Origin of the sequence: Saccharopolyspora halophila, assembly GCF_039531955.1 — a bacterium.
Lineage (GTDB): Bacteria > Actinomycetota > Actinomycetes > Mycobacteriales > Pseudonocardiaceae > Saccharopolyspora > Saccharopolyspora halophila.
In genome coordinates this window covers 336,646-360,435 of record NZ_BAAARA010000003.1, presented here as the reverse complement: position 1 = coordinate 360,435, position 23,790 = coordinate 336,646, and the positions used below count along the sequence as shown (strand labels likewise).

General features: G+C 68.2%; 23 protein-coding genes. 16 read left to right on the top strand and 7 right to left on the bottom strand.

Annotation, left to right across the window (positions count from 1 at the left end; translation table 11 throughout):
* Nucleotides 1–6 precede the first annotated feature (6 nt).
* From sdhC to ABD289_RS06920, 4 genes are all read left to right on the top strand, one after another.
* Entirely contained in the window at nt 7–441 is a 435-nt protein-coding gene (gene sdhC, locus ABD289_RS06935) for a succinate dehydrogenase, cytochrome b556 subunit (RefSeq protein WP_344127836.1), read from the top strand.
* Nucleotides 442–446: 5 nt separating this feature from the next.
* Nucleotides 447–860 carry a succinate dehydrogenase hydrophobic membrane anchor subunit gene (locus ABD289_RS06930; RefSeq protein ID WP_344127834.1) on the top strand — a complete coding sequence of 138 codons (414 nt, stop codon included), beginning with the start codon at nt 447–449 and terminating at the stop codon, nt 858–860.
* Between the two features lie 73 nt (nt 861–933).
* Complete coding sequence (gene sdhA, locus ABD289_RS06925; RefSeq protein ID WP_344127831.1) at nt 934–2,724, top strand: succinate dehydrogenase flavoprotein subunit; 1,791 nt, start codon at nt 934–936, stop codon at nt 2,722–2,724.
* Nucleotides 2,724–3,506: a succinate dehydrogenase iron-sulfur subunit gene (locus ABD289_RS06920; protein ID WP_344127829.1), complete on the top strand. Its 783-nt coding sequence runs from the start codon at nt 2,724–2,726 to the stop codon at nt 3,504–3,506. Before sdhA ends, ABD289_RS06920 begins: the two co-directional genes overlap by 1 nt.
* Before the next feature lie 142 nt (nt 3,507–3,648).
* Here ABD289_RS06920 and ABD289_RS06915 read toward each other — a convergent pair whose 3' ends face one another.
* On the bottom strand, nt 3,649–3,876 hold the full coding sequence (locus ABD289_RS06915) for an SCO4848 family membrane protein (RefSeq protein ID WP_344127827.1): 228 nt from the start codon (nt 3,874–3,876) through the stop codon (nt 3,649–3,651).
* Between the two features lie 92 nt (nt 3,877–3,968).
* Between ABD289_RS06915 and ABD289_RS06910 the strand changes: the two genes are divergently transcribed.
* Nucleotides 3,969–5,246 carry a D-alanyl-D-alanine carboxypeptidase family protein gene (locus ABD289_RS06910; protein WP_344127825.1) on the top strand — a complete coding sequence of 426 codons (1,278 nt, stop codon included), beginning with the start codon at nt 3,969–3,971 and terminating at the stop codon, nt 5,244–5,246.
* Nucleotides 5,247–5,267: 21 nt separating this feature from the next.
* On the opposite strand, the gene yhjD is transcribed toward ABD289_RS06910, so the two are convergent.
* The 4 genes from yhjD to ABD289_RS06890 form a co-directional block, all read right to left on the bottom strand.
* On the bottom strand, nt 5,268–6,287 hold the full coding sequence (gene yhjD / locus ABD289_RS06905) for an inner membrane protein YhjD (protein WP_344127823.1): 1,020 nt from the start codon (nt 6,285–6,287) through the stop codon (nt 5,268–5,270).
* 64 nt (nt 6,288–6,351) lie between these two features.
* Nucleotides 6,352–7,383 carry a tryptophan--tRNA ligase gene (gene trpS / locus ABD289_RS06900; protein WP_344127820.1) on the bottom strand — a complete coding sequence of 344 codons (1,032 nt, stop codon included), beginning with the start codon at nt 7,381–7,383 and terminating at the stop codon, nt 6,352–6,354.
* A 52-nt stretch (nt 7,384–7,435) separates the two neighbouring features.
* Nucleotides 7,436–7,657 carry a hypothetical protein gene (locus tag ABD289_RS06895; RefSeq protein ID WP_344127818.1) on the bottom strand — a complete coding sequence of 74 codons (222 nt, stop codon included), beginning with the start codon at nt 7,655–7,657 and terminating at the stop codon, nt 7,436–7,438.
* A gap of 275 nt (nt 7,658–7,932) precedes the next feature.
* Entirely contained in the window at nt 7,933–10,461 is a 2,529-nt protein-coding gene (locus ABD289_RS06890) for a bifunctional FO biosynthesis protein CofGH (RefSeq protein ID WP_425564588.1), read from the bottom strand.
* A gap of 230 nt (nt 10,462–10,691) precedes the next feature.
* Here ABD289_RS06890 and ABD289_RS06885 point away from each other — a divergent pair, with 230 nt between their 5' ends.
* From ABD289_RS06885 to ABD289_RS06865, 5 genes are all read left to right on the top strand, one after another.
* Nucleotides 10,692–12,185, top strand: coding sequence for a S8 family peptidase (locus ABD289_RS06885; RefSeq protein WP_344127814.1), 1,494 nt, complete (start codon nt 10,692–10,694; stop codon nt 12,183–12,185).
* Nucleotides 12,186–12,394: 209 nt separating this feature from the next.
* Nucleotides 12,395–13,633, top strand: a complete 1,239-nt coding sequence (locus tag ABD289_RS06880) for an NAD(P)/FAD-dependent oxidoreductase (RefSeq protein WP_344127812.1) — start codon at nt 12,395–12,397, stop codon at nt 13,631–13,633.
* A 317-nt stretch (nt 13,634–13,950) separates the two neighbouring features.
* Nucleotides 13,951–15,678 carry a high affinity choline transporter 1 gene (locus ABD289_RS06875; RefSeq protein WP_344127810.1) on the top strand — a complete coding sequence of 576 codons (1,728 nt, stop codon included), beginning with the start codon at nt 13,951–13,953 and terminating at the stop codon, nt 15,676–15,678.
* A 148-nt stretch (nt 15,679–15,826) separates the two neighbouring features.
* Nucleotides 15,827–16,048 (top strand): dihydrofolate reductase family protein, encoded by a 222-nt coding sequence (locus tag ABD289_RS06870; RefSeq protein ID WP_344127808.1) that lies wholly within the window; start codon nt 15,827–15,829, stop codon nt 16,046–16,048.
* Between the two features lie 182 nt (nt 16,049–16,230).
* A complete protein-coding gene (locus ABD289_RS06865; RefSeq protein WP_344127806.1) occupies nt 16,231–16,491 on the top strand; it encodes a VOC family protein in 261 nt (86 codons plus the stop codon).
* Nucleotides 16,492–16,549: 58 nt separating this feature from the next.
* Here the strand turns inward: ABD289_RS06865 and xth are convergent, their stop codons facing one another.
* On the bottom strand, nt 16,550–17,344 hold the full coding sequence (xth, locus tag ABD289_RS06860; RefSeq protein ID WP_344127804.1) for an exodeoxyribonuclease III: 795 nt from the start codon (nt 17,342–17,344) through the stop codon (nt 16,550–16,552).
* A 314-nt stretch (nt 17,345–17,658) separates the two neighbouring features.
* Here xth and ABD289_RS06855 point away from each other — a divergent pair, with 314 nt between their 5' ends.
* The 6 genes from ABD289_RS06855 to ABD289_RS06830 all read left to right on the top strand — a co-directional run bounded on the left by ABD289_RS06855 (nt 17,659) and on the right by ABD289_RS06830 (nt 22,015).
* On the top strand, nt 17,659–18,561 hold the full coding sequence (locus tag ABD289_RS06855) for a helix-turn-helix domain-containing protein (RefSeq protein ID WP_425564587.1): 903 nt from the start codon (nt 17,659–17,661) through the stop codon (nt 18,559–18,561).
* 234 nt (nt 18,562–18,795) lie between these two features.
* A complete protein-coding gene (locus tag ABD289_RS06850) occupies nt 18,796–19,032 on the top strand; it encodes a DUF397 domain-containing protein (protein WP_344127799.1) in 237 nt (78 codons plus the stop codon).
* A gap of 47 nt (nt 19,033–19,079) precedes the next feature.
* Nucleotides 19,080–19,436, top strand: a complete 357-nt coding sequence (locus ABD289_RS06845) for a hypothetical protein (protein ID WP_344127797.1) — start codon at nt 19,080–19,082, stop codon at nt 19,434–19,436.
* Nucleotides 19,437–19,739: 303 nt separating this feature from the next.
* Nucleotides 19,740–20,408, top strand: a complete 669-nt coding sequence (locus ABD289_RS06840; protein WP_344127795.1) for a hypothetical protein — start codon at nt 19,740–19,742, stop codon at nt 20,406–20,408.
* A 330-nt stretch (nt 20,409–20,738) separates the two neighbouring features.
* Complete coding sequence (locus tag ABD289_RS06835) at nt 20,739–21,101, top strand: RNA polymerase sigma factor (RefSeq protein WP_344127793.1); 363 nt, start codon at nt 20,739–20,741, stop codon at nt 21,099–21,101.
* 185 nt (nt 21,102–21,286) lie between these two features.
* Nucleotides 21,287–22,015: a class I SAM-dependent methyltransferase gene (locus tag ABD289_RS06830; protein WP_344127791.1), complete on the top strand. Its 729-nt coding sequence runs from the start codon at nt 21,287–21,289 to the stop codon at nt 22,013–22,015.
* Nucleotides 22,016–22,089: 74 nt separating this feature from the next.
* On the opposite strand, the gene ABD289_RS06825 is transcribed toward ABD289_RS06830, so the two are convergent.
* On the bottom strand, nt 22,090–23,280 hold the full coding sequence (locus ABD289_RS06825; RefSeq protein ID WP_344127789.1) for a glycoside hydrolase family 64 protein: 1,191 nt from the start codon (nt 23,278–23,280) through the stop codon (nt 22,090–22,092).
* Nucleotides 23,281–23,790: the final 510 nt, after the last annotated feature.

The following is a 23,790-nucleotide window of genomic DNA, read 5'->3' as shown; positions in this document are numbered from 1 at the left end:
TCCACCATGGCCAGCACCACCGCCTCCGCGGCCGACGCACCGACGCGCGCCGAAGCGCCGCGCGCCAAGGGTCGTCTCTACCGCGGCGATCTGGGCATGTGGTCGTGGGTCGCCCACCGAATCACGGGCGTACTCACCTTCTTCTTCTTGTTCGTGCACGTCCTGGACACCGCGTTGGTCCGGGTGTCGCCGAACGCGTACGACACGGTCATCGAGACCTACAAGTCTCCGGTGATGATTCTGTTCGAGCTCGGGTTGCTCGCGGCCGTGCTGTTCCACGCCTTCAACGGCATTCGGGTGATGCTGGTCGACTTCTGGGCCAAGGGCCCCCAGTACCAGAAGCCCATGCTCTGGACGGTCGTGGTGCTCTGGCTGGTGTTGATGATCCCGGCGGCGATCAGCCTGCTGTCCCGCGCGGCGACGGAAATCTTCGGGGGTTGAGGCAAATGACCGACGCATCGCTCGCCTTGGAGAGGCCGCGCACCCCGTCCCGGCAGTCCGCACGACGCAACAACTTCGAGCTCTACGCCTGGTTGTTCATGCGGCTGTCCGGGGTCGTCCTGATGTTCCTGGTCCTGGGGCACCTGCTGATCATGCTGTTCCTGGACGGCGGTGTGCACCGGATCAACTTCGCCTTCGTGGCAGGTCGCTGGGCCTCGCCGTTCTGGCAGTTCTGGGACCTGAGCATGCTGTGGCTGGCCGGCCTGCACGGCGGCAACGGTCTCCGTACCGTCATCAGCGATTACTCCCGGAAGGACAGCACGCGCTTCTGGCTGAAGATGCTGCTGTACGTCTCCGTACTGCTGACCGTGGGTCTGGGCAGCTTCGTGATCTTCACCTTCGACCCGAACATCGGCTAGCGCCGCAGAGACGACCACAGCGTGGCGGGGCCGACGCCGATCGCGGGTCCCGCCACAGCCCGAGGAGGCGACCATGCAATTCCACAAGTACGACGTGGTCATCGTCGGCGCCGGGGGCGCCGGGATGCGCGCGGCGATCGAGTCCGGATCGCGAGCCCGCACGGCGGTTCTGACCAAGCTGTACCCGACGCGTTCGCACACCGGTGCGGCGCAGGGCGGCATGTGCGCGGCGCTGGCCAACGTCGAAGAGGACAACTGGGAATGGCACACCTTCGACACGATCAAGGGCGGTGACTACCTGGTCGACCAGGACGCCGCCGAGATCATGGCGAAGGAGGCCATCGACGCGGTCCTGGACCTGGAGAAGATGGGGCTGCCGTTCAACCGGACCCCCGAAGGCAAGATCGACCAGCGCCGGTTCGGCGGGCACACCCGCGACCACGGCAAGGCCCCGGTGCGCCGGGCCTGCTACGCGGCCGACCGCACCGGCCACATGATCCTGCAGACGCTGTACCAGAACTGCGTCAAGCAGGGCGTGGAGTTCTTCAACGAGTTCTACGTCCTCGACGTGATGATGAGCGAGGGCGCCGACGGCGAGCAGGTCTGCACCGGTGCCATCGCCTACGAGCTGGCCACCGGCGAGATCCACGTCTTCCACGCCAAGTCCGTCGTGTTCGCCACCGGCGGCTTCGGCAAGATCTTCAAGACCACCTCCAACGCGCACACGCTCACCGGTGACGGCATGGGGATCGTCTACCGCAAGGGCCTGCCGCTGGAGGACATGGAGTTCTACCAGTTCCACCCGACCGGTCTGGCCGGCCTGGGCATCCTGATCACCGAGGGCGTGCGCGGCGAGGGCGGCATCCTGCGCAACGTCGACGGCGAGCGCTTCATGGAGCGCTACGCCCCGACGATCAAGGACCTCGCGCCGCGCGACATCGTCGCCCGGTCGATGGCCCTGGAGGTGCTGGAAGGCCGCGGCGCGGGCCCGGAGAAGGACTACGTCTACCTCGACGTCACCCACCTCGGTGAAGAGCTGCTGATGTCCAAGCTCCCGGACATCATGGAGTTCTCCCGGACCTACCTGGGCGTGGAGCCGACCGAGGAGCTGGTGCCGGTCTACCCGACCGCGCACTACGCGATGGGCGGGATCCCGACCAACGTCGAGGGCCAGGTGCTGCGGGACAACGAGAACACCGTCGCCGGCCTCTACGCCGCCGGTGAGGCCGCCTGCGTCTCGGTGCACGGCTCCAACCGCCTGGGCACCAACTCGCTGCTGGACATCAACGTGTTCGGCCGCCGCTCGGGCATCGCCGCCGCGGAGTACGCGAACAGCCACGAGTTCGTGGAGCAGCCCGAGAACCCGGCCAAGATGGTCGAGGGCATGGTCGACCACCTGCGCACCAACACCGGTGGCGAGCGGGTCGCGACCATCCGCACCGAGCTGCAGCAGACGATGGACGCCAACGCCTCGGTGTACCGCACCGAGGAGACCCTCAAGACGGCGCTGTCGGACGTGCAGGCGCTCAAGGAGCGCTACGGCCGGATCGCCGTGCACGACAAGGGCAAGCGGTACAACTCCGACCTGCTGGAGGCCGTCGAGCTGGGCTTCCTGCTCGACCTGGCCGAGGCGCTGGTCAACGCAGCGCTCGCCCGCAAGGAGTCCCGCGGCGGTCACGCCCGCGAGGACTACACGTCCCGGGACGACACCAACTTCATGCGGCACAGCATGCAGTACAAGGTGCTGCCGGAGAAGGAAGACCCCAACGCGCCGCTCGGGTTGACCGGCTTCCAGGCCGACATCCGCCTGGACTACAAGCCCGTCGTCGTCACCCGCTACCAGCCGATGGAGCGTAAGTACTGATGACCGCCGCCACAGAGAACCCCGCGAGCCAGCTGCCCTCGGACGCGCCGCCGATCCCGGACGACGCCACGATGGTCACCGTCAAGCTCCTCCGGTACAACCCGGAGGAGGACGAGGACATGCACTGGGAGTCGTACCGGATCCCGTCGCTGCCGTCGGACCGGGTGCTCAACCTGCTGCACTACATCAAGTGGTACGTGGACGGCACGCTGACCTTCCGCCGGTCCTGCGCGCACGGCGTGTGCGGGTCCGACGCGATGCGGATCAACGGCGTCAACCGCCTCGCCTGCAAGGTCCTGATGAAGGACATGCTCAACAAGGACGGCGAGACGACGCTGACCATCGAGCCGATCAAGGGCCTGCCGGTGGAGAAGGACCTCCTGGTCAACATGGAGCCCTTCTTCGAGGCCTACCGGTCGATCCAGCCGTACCTGATGACCAGCGGGAACGAGCCGACCCGGGAGCGCATCCAGTCGGTCGCCGAGCGCGAGCGCTTCGACGACACGACCAAGTGCATCCTGTGCGCGGCCTGCACCACCTCGTGCCCGGTGTACTGGTCGGACGGCAACTACTTCGGCCCGGCCGCGATCGTCAACGCGCACCGGTTCATCTTCGACAGCCGTGACGAGGGTGCCGAGGAGCGCCTGGACATCCTCAACGACATCGACGGTGTCTGGCGCTGCCGCACGACCTTCAACTGCACGGACGCCTGCCCGCGTGGCATCCAGGTCACCAAGGCGATCCAGGAGGTCAAGCGGGCCCTGATGTTCCGCCGCCGCTGACCGGCCCCCGCTTCCGGCTCCCCGGGTCCGCCCGGGGAGCCGACTCATGTTCAGGGGCCCTGACAGTTTTGCCTAGAACTGTCAGCCCTCGGCACCCGAAATGTCCGGACAGTTTTAGGCAAAACTGTCACCACTACCGCGCTCAGCGGTTCGGGGCGCGCAGGGCTCGGTAGCCGAGAACTCCGATGGCGGTCCCCAACACGAGGGAGATGACGGCGATGACCAGGTGCACCACGAGGTAGGCCGTCGGCGAGCCCGCCGCCCAGGAGCGCTCGCTCTGCCAGATGTTGTAGATGAAGGTCGGCCACAGGAAGTAGGTCCAGAGCCCGAAGGCCAGCAGGAACACCGCGACTCGGCGAGAAATGGTCACGGCCCCAGTATCCGCTGTTGTGGGGCTCACCGGACCCCCCGGGTGCGGTCTGCGCCGCCGCCGGAGAGCGCGCGGCGGGTTAACCTCGACGGGTGCTGCTGCGTGACCGCCGTTCGGCGACTTCCGGTGTGAAATTCCCGTTCTGGGCAACGCTGCTGGCGCTGCTCACCGCTGTTCCGCTGCTGACCGCCACCGGCGCCGCGGCCCAGGCCCCGGCATGCCCCAACGCCAGGCTGCCGCCGCCCCCGGTCGACACCTCGGAGGTCCCGCCACCGGGTTCGCCGTCCCCCACTCCGGTACCCGTTCCGGAAACTCCGGTGGGCGGCGAGCGGATGGCCGAGTGCTCGGTGATCACCGGCGAGGGCGCGCCGGTCCCGCCGCCGCAGATCGTCGACGCGGCCGCGTCCTGGGTGCTGGCCGACCTGGATTCCGGGGCGATCCTGGCCGCGAAGAACCCGCACGCCCGGCAACGCCCCGCCTCCACCATCAAGACGCTGACCGCGCTGACGGCGATCCACGAGCTCGACATGGACGACACCCTGGTGGCCACCCAGGAGGACGCCAACCAGGAGGGCACTCGCGTCGGCTTGCAGCCGGGCCTGACCTATCCGGTGGGGCAGGTGCTGCAGGCGATGCTGATGGCCTCGGGCAACGACGCCGCGCACGCGCTGGCGATGAAGATGGGCGGTATGCGGGCGGCGCTGAAGAAGATCAACGCCACCGCGCAGCGGATCGGCGCCCTGGACACCCGCGCGGCGACGCCGTCCGGCCTGGACGGCCCCGGGATGAGCACCTCCGCCTACGACCTGGCGACCATCTTCCGGGTGGCGATGCGCGAACCGGTGTTCGCCAACGCGGTCGGCTCCGAGATGATCATGATGCCCGGCAAGCCCGGCGAGCCGCCCTTCGAACTGTGGAACGACAACCGCGTGCTGCTGAACTACCCGGGCGGCCTCGGCGGCAAGACGGGGTTCACCGATGACGCCCGGCACACCTTCATCGGCTCGGCCGCGCGCGGGGACCGCCGGCTGGTGGCGGTGATGGTGCGCGGCGAGAACCACCCGACCCGGCTCTCGCAGAACGCGATGGGCCTGCTGGACTACGGCTTCGCGCTGCCCGGCGGCACCGCGGTGGGCGAGCTGGTGACCACCTCACCGGCGCCGACGACCACGACCGCCGCTCCTGCTGCTCGCGCGCAGCTTCCGCAGGCCGATCCCACCGAGCACTCGTTCTTCAGCACCATCAAGGGCCCGCTGATCCTGCTGGGCGTGGCACTGGTCGCGATGGCCGTCGTCGTGGCGCTGTGGCTGCGCCGCAACCGGCTGGCCACCACCGCGCGCCGGGAATCCACATCGGACGAGGACCCGTGACGCGACCCCGCCCGAGCGGGTTCAGCGCTTGCGCCAGACCCAGCCCGCGAGAGCGCCCAGGCCCAGCAGGCCCGCCGTCGTGCGCGGGCCGGGCCTGCGCTTGACCTGAACGACCGGGCGGATGACCGCGGGTGCCGGGGCCGGCGGCGGTTCGGCTTCGAGGTTCTCCCGCGCCGAGGCCGTCCACGCGGTGACGAACAGGATGAACCGGGCCATCAGGTTGGCGAAGACCAGCAGACCGAGGATCGGCCCGAACGCCGCACCGGCGGGCGAGCTGGTGACCATGCCGAGGTAGATCACCGCGACCTGCTTGAGGATCTCGAAGCCGATCGCGGCGAACAGAGCTCCCCACAACGCGCTGCGCAGCGTCACCGGTTTGCGGGGCAGGCGGGTGAGCACCCACATGAACACCAGCCAGCTCGCCGCCAGCGACAGCGCGATCGTCAGGATGCGCAGCATCACGAAGGAGAACGCGGTGCCGGAGAAGCCCATCGCCTGCATCAGCGTCTGACCGAGGCCACCGCCGAGCGCGCTGATGCCGAGGGAGACCGCCATCGCCAGGCCCAGGCCGAACAGGGAGAGCAGGTCCGAGACCATCCGCTTGTGGATCGGGGTGGGTTCCGGGACCTGGGTCCACTGCGCGGTCAGCGCCTCACGCAGGTTCGTCATCCAGCCCAGCCCCGAGTACAGCGCGGCGAGCAGGCCGATGACGCCGACCGCGCCCGCCTGCTCGATGGCCTGGTTGACGACCCGGTTGAGCATCTCGCTCATCGCCGGGCTGGGCACCGCCGAGGTGATCGAGTCCTGCAGGCGGGCCAGCAGGTCCGGGTTCCCGGCCAGCACGAAACCGGCGACCGCGAACGCGATCATCAGCAGCGGCACCAGGGCGAGCACGCTGAAGTAGGTGATCGCCGCGGCGTAGTAGTCGCCGTATTGCTTGGTGTAGCGCTCGAAGGCTCGGATCAGCCGGTCGAGCCACTCGTGCTCGTTGCGCAACACGGCCAATCGGCCGGGCTTCTCCTGCTGCTGTTGACCCACCACGGGCAGCCTCCCACCACGCAAGCCGTTCGGCCGAACGGTGGCAGGCTACCCATAGATGATCAGATCAGCGTCCCGGCGCGACGAAACCGACCCGGTCGAATACGTTTCGCAACGTCTCGGCGGAAACCTCGCGGGCCTTCTGCGCCCCACGGTGCAGGATCTTGTCCAGCTGCGCCGGGTCGTCCAGGTAACCGCGGACCTGCTCCTGGAACGGGGTCACGAACTCGACCACGACCTCGCCGAGCTCCTTCTTCAGGTCGCCGTAACCGCGACCGTCGAACTCGGACTCCAGATCGGCGATGCTCTTGTCGGTCAGCGCCGAGTAGATCGCCAGCAGGTTGGACACACCGGGCTTGCCCTCGGTGTCGTAGCGGATCTCGCGGCCGGTGTCGGTGACCGCCGAACGGATCTTCTTCGCCGAGCGCTTCGGCTCCTCCATCAGCTCGATCACCCCGGAGGGGACCGACTTGCTCATCTTCGAACCCGGGTCCTGCAGATCGTAGATCTTCGCGGTGTCACCCGGGATGTGCGCGTCGGGCACGGTGAAGGTGTTGCCGTAGCGGGAGTTGAACCGCTGCGCGAGGTTGCGGGTGAGTTCCAGGTGCTGGCGCTGGTCCTCGCCCACCGGCACCGCGTCCGCCTGGTAGAGCAGGATGTCCGCCGCCTGCAGCACCGGGTAGGTGAACAGGCCGACGCTGACGTGGTCGGCCTCCTGGCGCGCGGACTTGTCCTTGAACTGGGTCATCCGCCCGGCCTCGCCGAAACCGGTCAGGCACTCCAGCACCCAGCTCAGCTGAGCGTGCTCGGGGACGTGGCTCTGCACGAACAGCGCCGAGCGGTCCGGGTCGATGCCGAGGGCGAGCAGCTGTGCCGCGGACAACCGAGTGCGCTGGCGCAGCAGTTCGGGGTCCTGCTCGACGGTGATGGCGTGCAGGTCCACGACGCTGAAGAAGCATTCGTAGCGCTGCTGCATCGTGACCCATTCCCGCAGGGCGCCGAGGTAGTTGCCGAGGTGGAACGAGTCGGCGGTCGGCTGGATGCCGGAGAGAACGCGGGGCCGGACCGTCTGCTGAGTTTCAGGGCTGTCGCTGCTCACGAATCCGATTCTCCCAAGTGCCGCCCCGGGGCCGGGACCGACCCACGCCGCGCTAGCTCTTGCGCTGGTTCTCCGGCTGGACCTTCTTCTTGCGGAATGCGCCGACCACCATCCCCGCCAGGCCCAGGCCCACGGCGGTGAGGCCGACCGGCGCGCGCAGCGCGTCCGAAGGCCCGACGGCCACGGCGTTCTGGGTGGCGGCGGAAGCCAGGCCCGCGGTTACCGGCAGGAGCACGATGGCCGCAGCGACCAGCCCGGCCATACGCCTGGTCACGCGCGTTATTCGGCTACGCAAGAGCGTTGCCTCCCTGCGAAAGTTGACCCGTTCGAGGGTCACCTACTCGTGCGATTCCATGGCGGACGGTACAGACCACCAGTCGAAGACGTGGTCGCGTTGCGTAAACGGGCCACGACCAGATGATCGTATTTCCTCTGCGCCAAGGACTTTCGGCGCCCCCGCAAGGGGCGATCTCGCAGGTAAGAGGTGGGGGCGACACCTCGTCACCCCCACCTAGCGTCACCCAGTGACTTGAATAACACTCAGATGGACTAAACGGCGCTGACGCCCAGTTGAACCTGGCCGACTCGTCCGTAAGTGGTCGTGCGCTGGCGCGCTGCCCGACCGGCCTGACCGGCCAGCTCGTGCAGCTCCTCGACGCTGCGCTCCGAACCGTGCTCGGAGCCGGCCATCCGGCTGATCGTCTCCTCCATCAGCGTGCCGCCGACGTCGTTGGCCCCGCCGTGCAGCACCTGGGTGGTGCCGGAGTCGCCGAGCTTGACCCACGAGCACTGCACGTTGTCGACCCGGCCGTGCAGCAGGATGCGTCCCATCGCGTGCACCGCCCGGTTGTCGCGCTGGGTCGGACCCGGCCGCGCCAGGCCCGCCAGGTAGATCGGCGCGTTGCGGTGAACGAACGGCAGCGGCACGAACTCGGTGAACCCGGCGTTGCCGTGCTCGCGCGCGGTGTCCTGCACGCCGGCGAGGGTGCGCAGGTGCCCGAGCCAGTGCTCCGGGCTGTCCACGTGGCCGTACATCATCGTCGACGAGGACGGGATGCCCAGCCGGTGCGCGGTGCTGACCACGTCGATCCATTCGGCGGCGGGCAGCTTGCCCTTGGTGAGCACCCAGCGGACCTCGTCATCGAGGATCTCGGCGGCCGTGCCCGGGATGCTGCCGAGCCCGGCCTCCTTCAGCTCGGCCAGCCACTCCTCGACGCTCACGCCCGCCTTCGCCGAGGCGCTGACGATCTCCATCGGCGAGAACGCGTGAACGTGCATCTCCGGGACCCGCTGCTTGATCGCGCGCACCAGATCGGCGTAGCCCGACACCGGCAGCCGCGGATCGATGCCGCCCTGCACGCACACCTCGGTGGCACCCGCCCGCCACGCCTCGTCGGCGCGCTCCGCGGTCTCCTCCGGGGACAACCGGAAGGCGTCGGTGTCGCGCTCGCGCTGGGCGAAGGCGCAGAACCGGCAACCGACGTAGCAGATGTTCGAGAAGTTGATGTTGCGGTTGACCACGTAGGTGATGTCCTCGCCGGACACCTCGCGCCGCAGCTCGTCGGCGATCCCCGCCAACTCGTCCAGAGCGCTCCCGTCGCAGGTCATCAATGCCATCGCGGCATCGGTGTTGGCCGGATCGAGCAATGCGGCAGGATCCTCGGAGGCGATCCGCAGGCCTTCGCGCACATCGGCGTCGAGGCGTTCCGGCGCACCCTGGGCCGGAACCTGCTCGCGCAGCTCGTCCCAGTCGCCGTAAACCGTGTCGAAGTCGGTTCGGCGATCCTCGCTCCGCCCGGCCGTGTCGATGCTGCGGTGCAGATCGGTGCGGCCGATGGACTCGAACCCGCCGTCGGGCTCCTGCCACTCCCGGCCCACGATCTCGGCATCGGGGGCGGCGAATCCGTCCGCATCGGACAGTGCGTCGACGTGCGCGGCCACCCGCAGGTCCAGCCACTGGGTGCTGTCGCCCGCGAGGCCGTTGCGCACGTAGCGCGGGTAGGCGGTGAGCCGTTCACGCAGCTCGAAGCCGCCGTCGCCGGTCAGCTCGGCGAGCTCGTCGACCTGCGGCCAGGGCTTCTCCGGGTTGACGTGGTCCTTCGTCACCGGCGAGACGCCGCCCCAGTCGTCGATCCCCGCGCGCAGCATCAGCGGGATCTCCTCGCCGACCAGGTTGGGCGGGGCCTGCACGCTCACCCCGGAGGGCATCAGCAACCGCGCCACCGCGATGGTGGCGGCCAGCTCCCGCAGGTCCGCGTCCGGCATACCGCGCATCGCGGTGTCCGGCTTGGCGCGGAAGTTCTGCACGATGATCTCTTGGATGTGCCCGTACTGGCGGGCGCTCTGCCGCAGCGCGATCAGCGATTCGGCCCGTTCGGTGCGAGTTTCGCCGATGCCGATCAGGATGCCGCTGGTGAACGGCACCGCCACCCGGCCTGCGTCGGTGAGCACCCGCTTGCGGACCGCGGGCTCCTTGTCCGGGCTGCCGTAGTGCGGGCCGCCCTTCTCGCTCCACAACCGCTCCGAAGTGGTCTCGAGCATCATGCCCATGCTGGCCGCGACCGGCTTGAGCCTGGTCAGCTCCTTCCAGGACAGCACACCGGGATTGAGGTGCGGCAGCAGCCCGGTCTCCTCCAGCACCGCGATCGCGCAGGCGCGCACGTAGTCCACGGTGGAGTCGTAACCCCTGGCCTCGAGCCATTCGCGCGCGACCGGCCAGCGCTCCTCGGGACGGTCGCCGAGGGTGAACAGGGCCTCCTTGCAACCCGCCGCCGCGCCCTGCCGGGCGATCTCGACGACCTCGTCGCGCTCCAGGAAGGCCGACTCCACCTTGTGCGGGACGGTGGCGAACGTGCAGTAGTGGCAGCGGTCCTGGCACAGCCGGGTGAGCGGGATGAAGACGTTGCGGCTGTAGGTGACCACGTCCGGATGCCCCTCGGCCGTGAGGTGCGCGTCCCGCGCGCGCCCCGCGGCTTCGAGAAGTCTCTTCAGGTCGTCGCCGCGGGCGTGCAACAGCACCGCAGCTTCGGTGGCGTCCAGCGAAACGCCATCGGTGGCTCGGCGAAGCGCGCGACGCATCGCCGACTCGCTCGGGGTTGGCTCCGGCGGAGTGAGATTCAAATCTGCAACCGACACCTGACGACTCTAGGTCGCAACGCCGATGTTGCCCAGTCGCGGGATAGGTGCCACCGGACTCACCTTCGGCCACCCGATTGCTCCATTTCGCTCTACCGGGCCTCACCGAATCCGGCGCAGAATCCGACGAATCGACTGATTTGCTCACGAAACGGCTCCAAACAGGAGGGCACGTGTCATCCACTCGAAGGAGAAGCCGGGCGCTGCGGATCGCGGGTTCGGCCCTGACCCTGGCGCTGCTGGTACCCGCCGGTGTCGTCAGCGGCTCCGCCCCGGCCCCCGCCGCGACCGCAGCGCCCGCGCACTTCGTGGTCCTCGGCCCGGCGGGCCAGGACCTGACCCCGACCGAGGAATCGATCCGCGCGGTCGGCGGCACCGTGGTGCAGTCCTGGCCGCAGATCGGCGTGGTGATCGCGACTTCGACTGATCCGGAGTTCGCGGAGACCGCGCGGCAGCAGCCGGGCGTGCAGCAGGCGGGCGCCAGCCGCAACCTCGCCGAGCAGTTACCGCCCGAGCAGTCCACGACGCTCGAGGAGCTCGAGGGCACCACCGGCGGAGCGAGCGCGCTGGCGGCGAACGGGCAGGAACCGCTCGAGCCCGAGCAGTGGGACATGCGCCAGATCAACAGCGACCGGGCCAACGCGATCTCCAAGGGCGATCCGGACGTGACCGTCGGCGTGCTGGACTACGGCATCGACCCGACGCACCCCGACCTGCGGGACAACCTCGACGAGTCGCGCTCGGTGAACTGCGCCGACGAGGGCGTGCCGGACCAGAGCAAGCAGGCGTGGGCGCCGGAGGGCGACTCGCAGGCGCACGGCACGCACACCGCGGGCACCATCGCCGCAGCGCGCAACGGCGTCGGCGTGGCCGGTGTCGCTCCGGACGTCACGCTGGCCTCGATCCGGGTCATCAACGACGAGGGCTTCATCTACCCCGAGTACGCCATCTGCGGGTTCGTCTGGGCCGCCGAGCACGGCATCGACGTCACGAACAACTCGTACTTCACCGATCCCTGGTACCTGTGGTGCGACAGCGACCCGGACCAGAAGGCCGTCGCCGAGGCGGTCCGCCGCTCGGTCGCCTACGCCGAGGGGCGCGACGTGGTCAACGTCGTCTCGGCGGGCAACAGCAATTGGGACCTGTCGCAGCCGATCCGCGACACCAACAGCCCGAACAACGGCGGGCCGACGCAGGACCGGCGCACCGGGCCGGACTGCCGCATCCTGCCGGGTGAGCTCGACGGGGTCGTCTCGGTGTCGGCGACCGGTGCGCAGGAGACGAAGTCCTACTACTCGAACTACGGGATGGGCTCGATCTCGGTGACCGCGCCGGGCGGCGACAAGTACCAGGTCCCGGACACCCCGTCCGGCAACGGCCGCGTGCTGTCCACCGTCCCCGGTGGCGGCTGGGGCTGGATGCAGGGCACCTCGATGGCCGGCCCGCACGCGGCGGGCGTGGCCGCGCTGCTCCGCAGCACCCATCCCGACTGGAACGCGCAGCGGACCGTCGACGCGCTCTCCGAGCAGGCCGACCCGCGCCCCTGCCCGAAGCACTACGACGGCGACGGCGACGGCGAGGTCGACGCGGTCTGCACCGGCGGCAAGACCGGAGCGGGCTTCTACGGCGCAGGCCTCATCAACGCCCTCGACGCAGTAACCCCCTGACCGAATTCCCTGGAAATCCGGGTACCGAATTCCCTGGAATTCGGGGTCGCGTTTTCGAGGGTTTTGGCTGGTTTCGCACCATCGGGCGATGAGGTTCGGGGCGTGTCCGACTCGGTCGGGCACGCCCCTTTCGGTGTCGCGCGGTTGCCCGGCAGTCGCCCCGGCAGGACGCTTGTCGAGTCGGCGGTTGGCGCGTCCAGGAGGGTGCTGTGGGAGCTTCCGAGAGCTTCGTGATCGTTGGCGGCGGCATGGCGGGCGCCAAGGGCGCCGAGGCGCTGCGCGTGCAGGGCTTCGACGGACGCCTGACGCTGCTGGGCGACGAGGAGCACCGCCCCTACGAACGCCCGCCGCTGTCCAAGGACTACCTGCTGGGCACCGCCGAGTTCGACGACGCCTACGTGCACCCCCCGGAGTGGTACGCGGAGAACTCGGTGGACCTCCGGCTGGGCACCAGGGTCGACCGGATCGACCGCGCGCAGCGCCGGGTGGAGCTCGCCGACGGTGCCCACGTGGAGTTCGACAAGCTGCTGCTGGCCACCGGCGCCACGCCCCGCTCCCTGCCGGTCCCGGGCATCGACGCGGAAGGGGTCCTGCACCTTCGCCGCGTCGGCGATGCGGACCGGATCAAGCAGGCCCTCTCCGGGATCGAGCAGCTGGTGGTGATCGGCGCGGGCTGGATCGGCCTGGAGATCACCGCCGCGGCCAGGCAGGCCGGCGTCGAGGTGACCGTCGTGGAGACCGCCGAACTGCCGCTGCTGCAGGCGCTGGGCTGGGAGGTCGCCGAGATCTTCGCCGCGCTGCACCGCGAGCAGGGCGTGCGGTTCCGGTTCCGCAGCACCGTCGAGCAGATCCTGACCGACGACGGCAAGGTCAGCGGGGTGCGCCTGGCCGACGGCGCGGACATCGAGGCCCAGGCGGTGCTGGTCGCCGTCGGCGCCGAACCCGCGGTGTCGCTGGCCGCCGAGGCCGGCCTGCGCTGCTCCAACGGCGTCCTGGTGGATGCGACCCTGCGCACCACGGACCCGAACATCGTGGCGGCCGGTGACGTGGCCAACGCCTACAACCCGCTGCTGAAGCAGCAGATCCGCGTCGAGCACTGGGCCAACGCGCTCTACCAGCCCGCGGTCGCGGCGACCTCGATGCTGGGCGGCGACATCACCTACGCCGACCTGCCGTACTTCTTCACCGATCAGTACCCGGACTTCGGCATGGAGTACCAGGGCTACGTCCCTCCGGACGGCTACGACGAGGTGCTGTTCCGCGGCGACGTCTCCGGACGCGAGTTCATCGCCTTCTGGATCGCCGACGGCCGCGTCGTGGCTGGCATGAACGTCAACATCTGGGATGCCACCGAGCAGATCAAGTCGCTGATCACCACCCGCACCCGCATCAGCCCGGAAGCGCTCACCGATCCCGCGATCCCGCTCACTCGCGTGCTCGCGGGCTGATCGGATCGAAACCTTTCAATTGCGGGGTAATCCTTCTCACCGGTGCCGTCGTCCGCGCGCGCAGCACCGGAAATCGGACGGAAATCGGACCTGGACTTTCCGTGCGAAATTCGATCTCCAAATGGCCGGATGACCAGCGAAGACAGCTGCCATTTCGGGGAAACGATGACAGCGCCAGCAGGACACAATGTCGCAACAAAATCCCCTGTCGGCAGAGGGTGACCGTTCCGATACCTTTCTAGTACATCTGTACAAGGCAGCTCAGAGTGGCTAAGGTAGCGGACTTGTTCTGACAGTGACACGGAAGGAAATATCGCGTGCCTGCCGACACACGCACGAACGGCGACGAGAGCACCCGACCATCGAGCGCCCAAAAGGGCGGTACTCGCAACATGGTCAAAATCGGCGTATTCACCGCTGTTCTGGCAGCGGCTCTGATCTATGTCGCGGTCGCGCAACCGGATGTTTCGTGGCCCGGACTGATCTCGATGCTGGTTTTCTACGCCCTGTTCTACTGGCTGGGTGCTTTCGTGGCCGCCCGACGCGGCGGCGGACTTGCGAACACGATGGTCGCGGGGCGCAACATGCCCCTCTGGATCGGCGTGTTCACCATGACCGCGACCTGGGTTGGCGGCGGATACGTCAACGGGACCGCGGAGTCCACCTTCAGCGATGGCATGGCCTGGGCGCAGGCGCCGTGGGGTTACGCGGCCAGCCTGCTCCTCGGCGGGTTGTTCTTCGCCAAGAAGATGCGCCGCGGGCGCTTCACCACGATGCTCGACCCGATCGACATCCGATTCGGCAAGCAGGTCGCGGGGCTCGGTTCCATCCCGGCCGTGCTCGGCGAGATCTTCTGGACCGGCGCGATCCTGACCGCGCTTGGCACCACCTTCGGCACGATCATCGGGCTGGACTTCACCATCTCGATCATCCTGTCCGCGGTGATCGCCATCGCCTACACGGTGGTCGGCGGCATGTGGTCGGTGGCCATCACCGACGTCGTGCAGGTCATCGTGATCCTGGTCGGCCTGATCGTGGCGGTTCCGCTGGCGGCGAGCGCCGTCGGCGGCCTGGAACCCGCCTGGGCGAACTACACCGCCCACTTCGGCTCCTACTCGACGTTGTTCCCGCCGCTGGACGGCTGGAACCACCCCGACTGGGGTCACTCGTACTGGCAGTGGTGGGACTACGGTCTGCTGCTGGTCTTCGGTGGCATCCCGTGGCAGGTGTACTTCCAGCGGGTGCTGTCGGCCAGCAGCCCGGCCAACGCGCGACGCCTGTCGCTCGGCGCGAGCGCGATGTGCGTGCTCGCCGCGATTCCGCCGGTGCTGATCGGAATCATCGCCACCTCGGCCGATTTCCAAGCGCAGGGCGCCCCGCCGCTGGACAACCCGGCGCTGGTGATGCCGTACGTGCTGCGCTACCTGCTGCCCACCGGTGCCGCCGCGCTCGCGCTCGGTGCTCTCGCCGCCGCCGTGATGTCCTCGGTGGACTCCTCGGTGCTGTCGGCGTCCTCGGTGACGGGCTGGAACGTCTACCGGCGCCTGGTGCGTCCGCAGGCGACCGCCGAGCAGGTCCAGAAGGTCATCCGCAGGCTGATCGTGGTGATCGGTGCGGCCTCGCTGCTGCTCGCGCTCAACGTCGCCAGCGTCTACGGCCTGTGGTACCTGGCCAGTGACCTGATCTACGTTCTGCTGTTCCCGCTGCTGGTCACCGCACTGTTCGTGCCGTTCGCCAACCGCATCGGCGCGGCCAGCGGCTTCGTCGTGGCCGCGATCCTGCGGCTGTCCGGCGGTGAGCCGACCTTCGGCCTGCAGCCGTTCCTGCCCTGGCCGTGGTTCGAGGACGGCGAGGTGCTGTTCCCGTTCCGGACGATCTCCATGCTGGCCGGTCTGATCACGATCCTGGTGGTCTCGGCGCTGACCCGACGTGCGAACGCCCCGGTCCCGATGGCCGCGCTGGAGCCGGACACCCCGGAACGCATCGCCTGGGGCGGCGACCTCACCGAGGAGGAAGACGCGGAGAAGGTCCCGGCCAAGGCCTGACCTCCCCCGTTTCGGCCCCGCTGCACCCCGGTGCAGCGTGGCCGGTGACAGTTTTGCCTAAAACTGCACGGACACACGGGTGCGAGCCCACTACAGTTTTAGGCAAAACTGTCAGACTCAGAGGCCGCAGGTGTTCCGGGAGGCCTGGATGCGCGCACTGACCTACCTGGTCGCGTCGACGATCGATGGACGCATCAGCGGTCCGGCCAACGACGCTCCGGACTTCTTCCTGCAAGAGGGGCTGCACCCGGTGATGGCCGGGTCCGGGATCGGACTGTTCGACGGCGGGTTCTCCCCCGAGCGCTTCAGACTCACCGAAGTCGAGCCCTTCGGCAGCGGGGTCGTGCACCTGACCTACACCCGCCGCTGAAAAACCGTTGTCATCCGCGACGAATCGACCTACTTTGGGTTCCGTGATTACCGGGATGGCGAAAAGCCGCGCACGGATTGGCGACCCGGTAGCGAGCTGACCTCGCTACCGGCCCGAGGCGCCCGCGCTCCTCCCCCGTTCTTCGAGTCCGCGCCGACATCGAAGAACCGAGGAGGAGAAGAATGCCCGTCACGTTCAACCACACGATCATCGCCGCGAAGGACCGCGAGGAATCTGCGCGGTTCTACCGCGAACTGCTGGAGGTTCCGGAAGCACCCTCGTGGGGACTGTTCACCAACGTCCAGCTCGACGCGGGAGTTCTGCTGCAATTCGCCGAACCCCCGGTCGCTATCCAGATGCAGCACTACGCGTTCCTGGTCGACGACGAGCTCTTCGGCTGCACCACGCCTCGGCGCGGTGGGTGCGGTGACAGTTTTGCCTAGAACTGTGCGGAGATCTCGGGCACGAACCCGCTGCAGTTTTAGGCAAAGCTGTCAGACCTCAGCGAGCGTAGGTGACTGTTACCGGGGCGTGGTCGCTCCAGCGCTCGGCGTAGGTCGGGGCTCGTTCGACGACCGCCGAAGTGGCCCGGTCCGCGAGGCCGGGAGTGGCGAAGTGGTAGTCGATGCGCCAGCCGGAGTCGTTGTCGAAGGCCTTGCCCCGGTAGCTCCACCAGGAGTACGGACCGGGCCCCTCGGGGTGCAGGGAGCGGACGACGTCGACGTAGCCGCCGTTGAGGACGTCGGTCATCCAGGAGCGCTCCTCCGGCAGGAAGCCGGCGTTCTTGCGGTTGGCCTTCCAGTTCTTCAGGTCGGCTTCCTGGTGCGCGATGTTCCAGTCGCCGCAGACCAGGACCTCGCGCCCCTGCGAGGTCGCGCGCTCGCGAAGTCCGGCCAGGTACTCGCCGAACTCCTTCATGAAGCGTTCCTTCTCGTCCTGACGATCCGTACCGACCTCACCGCTGGGCAGGTACAGGCTGGCCACGGTCAGCCCGGCGAAGTCGGCCTCCAGGTAGCGACCGCTGTCGTCGAACTCGCTGGAGCCGAAGCCGACGCGGACCGCCTGCGGCTCGGCACGGCTGTAGATGGCGACGCCCGAGCGGCCCTTGGCCGAGCTCGGGGCCAGGTTGGTGTGCCAGCCCTCGGGCTCGCGGACCTCGGCGGTGAGCTGTTCCGGCTCAGCGCGGGTCTCCTGCATGCAGATGATGTCCGCGCCGGTTTCGCCGAGCCACTCGACGAACCCCTTCTTCGCGGCGGCGCGCAGTCCGTTCACGTTCACCGTCGACACAGTCAGCACGGCGGCAGCTTATCGACCGACTTTGCCGAGGCCAGGGGCGCCCTCGCGAGCCGAGGGAGCACTCCGGCCGACTGCGTCGTTCGGGTGATCTCGGGCGCGTTCTGCACCGTCGCCCACGCGAGATGCGCGAGGGTGCACGCCGGAAGAGGCCGCCGGAGACTCCGACCGCGGTTGGCGATGATGTCCACCGGACGTCATCTCGCCGCGGACCGAGGTTCACCGGTAGGGGTACCGCCGATCCGGGGAAGGCACTGGACCCGCGGGCCGATTCCACTACTATGCCCCTCCGTAACGTTCGTCGAGCCGGAACCGACATGGGGCGTAGCGCCCCACCCCTCAGGAGGTCTCCCGTGGCCCCGGACAGCGCCACGGGAAGCGGCCCTACGGCCCGCCGTCTCGTGCTCGGCAGCCAGCTGCGTCGGCTCCGCGAGGCGAAGGGGGTATCCCGGGAGGACGCGGGCTATGCCATCCGCGGCTCCGGCTCCAAGATCAGCAGGCTGGAACTCGGTCGCGTCGGGTTCAAGGAACGCGACGTCGAGGACCTGCTCACCCTCTACGGCGTCACCGACGACGACGAGCGCGAGTCGTTCCTGGACCTGGTCCGCCGCTCCAATGAGCCGGGCTGGTGGAACCGCTACAACGACCTGATCGCGCCGTGGTTCCAGGACTTCGTGGGCCTGGAGGAGTCGGCCTCCCGGATCCAGACCTTCGAGCTGCAGTTCGTCCCGGGTCTGCTGCAGACCGAGCGATACGCGCGGGCGATCGCCAGCCAGGGCCGCCCGGAGTTCCCGGACGAAGAGATCGATCGCCGGGTCCGGCTGCGAATGCAGCGCCAGAAGCTGTTCGTGCGCCCGAAGGCACCGCGGGTGTGGGCGGTGCTCGACGAGTCGGTGCTGCACCGGCCGATCGGCGGCCGGGCCGTGATGCGCGAGCAGCTCGAGTCGCTGCTGGAAGCCACTCAGCTGCCGAACGTTTCGCTGCAGGTCCTGCCGTTCTCGCTGGGGCACTCCTCCGCCGAGGGCGCCTACACGATTCTGCGATTCGCCGAGCCGGAGATCTCGGACATCGTCTACCTCGAGCACCTCTGCGGCGCGCTGTACCTGGACAAGCCCGAGGACATCGAGGTCTACAGCAAGGTCAGCCACCGGCTCGCGGTCGACGCGCTGACTCCGGAGGACACCCGCAAGCTCCTCCGCAAGCACCTCGCCGATCACTGATCGTGATCACCTAAACACCTACTAGCGGGTAATCTTCCGCATCGCGGAATGCCGCCGATCACGGTGGATCACTTTCCCGCTGCTGCGCGGCTGAAATCCGCGAATGTGAAGCGGATAACAATGGGCTGCACGTGCATTCACCCGTGCACCTGCGAGTGCTAGCTTTAGTGCACGGTCAACTGCACGTGCAGATGGCCCGTGCAAGAGCTAGTCGGGGAAAGGGTGGGAGTTCGTATGCCGAACATCCAGAACGGCATGCCTGCGAAGCAGCTCCCGAACGTGGTGTGGCGCAAGAGCCACCACAGCGGAGCGGTCGGCAACTGCGTCGAGCTTGCGCCTCTGGTCGATGGCGGTGTCGCCGTCAGAAACTCGCGCTACCCCGAGGGCCCGGCTCTGGTCTACAGCAGGGACGAGATCGAAGCGTTCCTCAACGGAGCCAAAGACGGCGAGTTCGACGATCTGATCGCCTGAACGGCCGAAGCCATGGTCTGAGCCCCCACGACGGAAAAAGTGGCGCCATGAACGAGATTACGAACGGCCTGCAAGCCCTGGTCGCGCGAGACTTTCAGTTCACCCACCCACGAGATGCCAACGGCAGCCTGGTCGCCGTCATCGGCATTCGCGTGCACCGCGGTGTCTTCGACATCCTCCAGCTCTTCGGGGAGAACGATGCCGACGCCGCGCGAATCCCCGGTGACGAGCCGGACGTGCTGTTCCCCAGCAAGGTGCTGTGGCGCACGCACGGCAAGGCCGCGGAGGTCATCGGCGAGTTGCTGACGTTGTCCGATCCGCTGCCCGAAACCGGCGTCGACACCGCTGGGTGCTGGGTGCCGACGCAGGCGGGGCGCTCGACCTGGCTGGCCGTCAGCGCGTGAGGACTCGGAGGCGACGCAGCCGGAGTTGATTCGAGGTGGGCACGCCCACCCCGGGCCTGCTCCGGCTGACCACAGCCCCCGTCCCGGCCCGGTGCGCGGTAACACCCCCCATTTGCGGCCGCACGCCGGACCGGTGCTCCCCGAAGAGGAGGTCGGGTTCCCGCGGGACCCCCGCCGCGGGAACCCGACCTCGGATCTCAGCTGCGAACCGCCCGGCGTCGTTTCAGCGCCGGGCGGTACTTTTGCCCGCCGCGGTGCGTAATCTGAGTGCTCCGGTTCCCAACCGTTGCGGGGTTTTTCAACGTGAGCGAGTACCAGTACCACGAATTCCGGGCGCTGGAGCGGCCGCTGGACGACGAAGGGCGCGCGGAGCTGCGCGAACTGGATCCCGACGCGGCGATCTCCGCGCTGCGACTGATCAAGTCCGAGGGCGATCTCCACGGCGATCCGGACGTGCTGATGGAAACCCGCTTCGACGCGCACCTGAACCTGACCGCCTGGGGAACCCGCAGGCTGATGCTGCGGCTGCGTCGCCCGGAACCGGACCGGGTGCAGCCGTTCTCCGTGCCCGGGCTGGTCGAGGCCTGGACCTCCGAGGATTTCGTGATCCTGGACCTGACCAGCGAGGACGAGACCGACGAGGCGCTCGGGGAACCCGATCTGCTCTTCGACGAGCTGCTGCCGCTGCGCGACGAGCTGCTCGCGGGTGACCTCCGGCCGCTCTACCTGGCCTGGCTGGCCGCCTACGGCACCTGGGAACGCGACGAACTCGCCTTCGAGCGGGAAGCCGACGAGTACGTCGAGCCACCGGTTCCGGCCGGTTTGGGCGAGCCGACCACGGCTCAGCGCCATCTCGCCGAGTTCCTGCGCCTCGATCCCGATCTGCTGGCCGAAGCGGCGACGAGCGCTCCGGCCTCCCGCACGGTCGGAGCACTGCTGGACGGAGCCGCGCGCAGGCGCGCGGGAAGCTGATCGAGCTCGCCGACAACCTTCCGCGGCTTCGGATGGCGCCAACCAGCAGCCGGGCCGCAGGGAGGACGACGGAGCCGATGGGTGCGAGATCCGGCTCGGTACCGAATCCACCCAGCACGTGACGTCGGGAGCCCGGTGGCTGCGCCTTTCTGCTGTGCGGGGATTGGCATCGCGCCGATGACCTGACGCGGACCAGTCGCGAAGCTCTGCACCAGCTGGCACCGCGCGCAGCGCGCGGACGACTTCGACGGCAGCGCACCGGCTGGCGCGGGCTCGTCGACCTGGACCGCTCGGCGAAGGAACCGGTCGCCGGCGCCGACGCGCGATGAAGTGCTCGACCTGCGCGAGGCGTTGTCGGAGCTCACGCCGAAGCAGCGGGCGGTGATCGTGCTGCGCTTCTCCTACGACCTGTCCATCGACGAGGTCACCGCGCACGTGGAACGTCCGCTGAACGCCGATTCGGCGAGGCTCAAGACGTCACTCGTCTACGTGTTCAAGGGTTCTTCGGTGACCATCGCCCTCGGCGAGGGCGCCGAGGCGAAGCAGCAGGCGGATGCCCGCACGACCGAGAACGGCATGCAGGCCTGGGTGCCCGCCTTCCTCGATTCCCGCCCTGTGCTGGAGACCCCGAAGGCCTCCTCAACCGAGTCCGCGCCGTCGGTTACGACCGGTCCGAGTGGACCACCCAGGTGATCGGGTAGCCCTCGCCTTCTCGCGTCAGCCGAAGGAATGAACTGGTTTTGGGGTCTGCCACCGATGCGCGAGCGCCGGATGGTCTAGATCGTTGGCCGCGACGATCCAGGTCTCGCGGCGCTGAGGGTGTTCCGGGGCTCGCGCCGAGGCCGGTCGGCCCGTCCAAGCTGACAACAGGAGAAGCCGTGACCGAGGAACAGCAGGGGGAAGGCGCGTTCAGCGCAGCAACCGGCCGTGGGCTGGAGAACGATGGCGGCAAACCGCGCTACATGGCCTATCAGCGCGAGCTCATCGCAGCGCACTGCGGCCGTTCCGTCTTGGAGATCGGCGCAGGGCTCGGCGAGTTCGCCGAGGGGTTCACCAGCCGTGACCGCTACGTGGTCACCGACGTGGACCCGGAAGCCGTGCGCCGGATGAAGATCCGATTCACCAACCGCGTCGAGATCGAGTCCCAGCAGTTCGACATCGACGCCGGATCCGTGCTCGAGGAGCCGGTGGAGTCGCTGATCGCGATCAACGTGCTGGAGCACATCGAGGACGACGCGGGCGCGTTGCGCTCGCTGGCGACGTCGTTGCAGCCGAACGGCAACGTGATCCTGTTCGTGCCCGGCTACATGCGGCTCTACGGGGAGTTCGACCGCAAGGTCGGGCACTACCGCCGCTACACGCCGGCGACGCTGCGCGACGCCTGCGAACGCGCGGGGCTGACCGTCGAGGTCGCCAAGCCGGTGAACTTCCTCGGAGCCTTCGCCTGGTGGGCAGCGGTCCGCAAGGGCGGCGCTGGCGCCCCGAACCCGAAGCTCGTATCGATCTACGACCGCTTCGTCGTCCCGGTCACCAGGTTCATCGAGAAGCTGGTGCCGGTCCCCTTCGGGCAGTCGGTGCTCTGCGTCGCGCGCAAGCCCGGCGCCTGACCACCCGCGCGAACGCGAACGGCGACCAACTCACGTCGCACGCGGGTTGGTCGCCGTTCGTTCGTTCAGCAGGGTCAGCGCGCGGCGCCGAGGGTCAGCGTGAACACCTCGGGCTCGCCCGCGTTGACCTTGCCGCTGTGGTCCTCGCCCGCGTTCGAGCTCACGTCGTCGTAGGCGAACGCGTAACCCTTGCCGTCGGGCAGGTTCTCGTGCACCACGCGCGCGTAGTGGCTGGTCACGTCGTGCTGGTAGAAGGTGGCCGGGTCCTCTCCGTGCGGCTGCTCGTTGTTGATCAGCATCGTGCTGCGGTTGAACGCCGCGGCCAGCCGCGGCACGATCGCCAGCCGCTCCTGCGAGTCGCTGCCCGGGTTGTTGGCGAACGGCCCGCTGTTGCAGCTGAAGATGTCGATCGTGGACGGCTTGGCGAAGCGCTCCCCGCCGAAGACGAGCTCGTTGCCTTCGACCCGGCCTTCCAGGACGCCGAGGTCGTCGCGCTGGGTGTCGACGAACAACGGCTCGGCGGCGTACTTGGAGTACACCTCGTCGACGTAGGGCTCGTAGTAGCCCGCGAAGTCATCGCCCCGGTGCATCGGGCTGAGCACGCGCACGACCCTGCCGTTCGCCTCCTGCACCAGGTTCGACCAGTTGCCGCCCTGGTCGCGCAGGCCCTGCGCGACGCTGTCCAGCCCGCCGGTGGGCATACCGGGAACGTTCTGCTCACCGCTGGCGGCCTTGAGGTGCAGCGAGACCGGCGCGGCGACGAAGTCGACGTAGCTGATGTTGGCGTAGAGCTGCTGCTCGTTGAGCGTGAACTCGGCGAACGTCCAGTCCTTGCCGAAGTTCGAGTCGCTGTCCGAGACGAAGTTCGGATGCACGATCGAGGTCGTGCCGTCGGCCCCCTGCACCGCCTGGAAGTCCAGCTTGTCGTTGGTCACGAAGTAGACCCGCGAGCCGTACATGCGCGGAACGGTGACCTCGACGGTGCCGTCCACCGGGATGGACGGGTCCTCGCCCAGCGGCTGCGGCTCGGGGCCACCGGCCTCCGGGAAGTACGAGGTGCCATCGGGGCGGATGAACACCGCCTTGCCCTCGGCGCCCGAGAACCCGGCGATGTAGGCGTTGGCCGGGGAGCCCGAGTCGTTCTTCAACACGAACTTCAAGCTCTCCGGGGCTGCCGAGGCGAACGGGGCGCTGATCGCCTGGGCCCAGAACGGAGAGGTCAGGGCCGCTGCGGAATATCCGAGAAACCGCCGACGAGAAACCATGGGGATACCTCCTGAGACAACGAGACCACCTCGAAAGGCGGCTGATCCTCTCGTGATCGATCACGAAGTCTGCCGGTGTAGACCTATCTGCCATACCCCCAAAAGGACCGAAATCATCACACCCGAACACCAATAAACTCAAACGCACACGAAGTCCGAGAAAGCAAGCAGCGGACCACATTCAGCCACAGAACTGGGAAACGCCGCCGATAACCCAGGATCAACGGCTCCCGCAGAACCTGTGGTCCGCGCAAGATCAGACGAAAGTCGGTGTGGACGATCCCGCCTTCAACGGCTTTTCCACAGCTATTCCACGGAATTGATGGATTGCCCGATGACGAGGTGCGCATCCCGGGTGTGGTCAGCCACGCGACGGCTCTGGTGACAGTTTTGCCTAAAACTGTGAGCCTTCGGCACGCCGCGCCACTCAAGGAGCGGATCCCGCAGCCACGCGGCGCGTCAGCTTCCGCCACCCGCACCGGCCACGCAAAGCCCCGAGTTGAAATACCG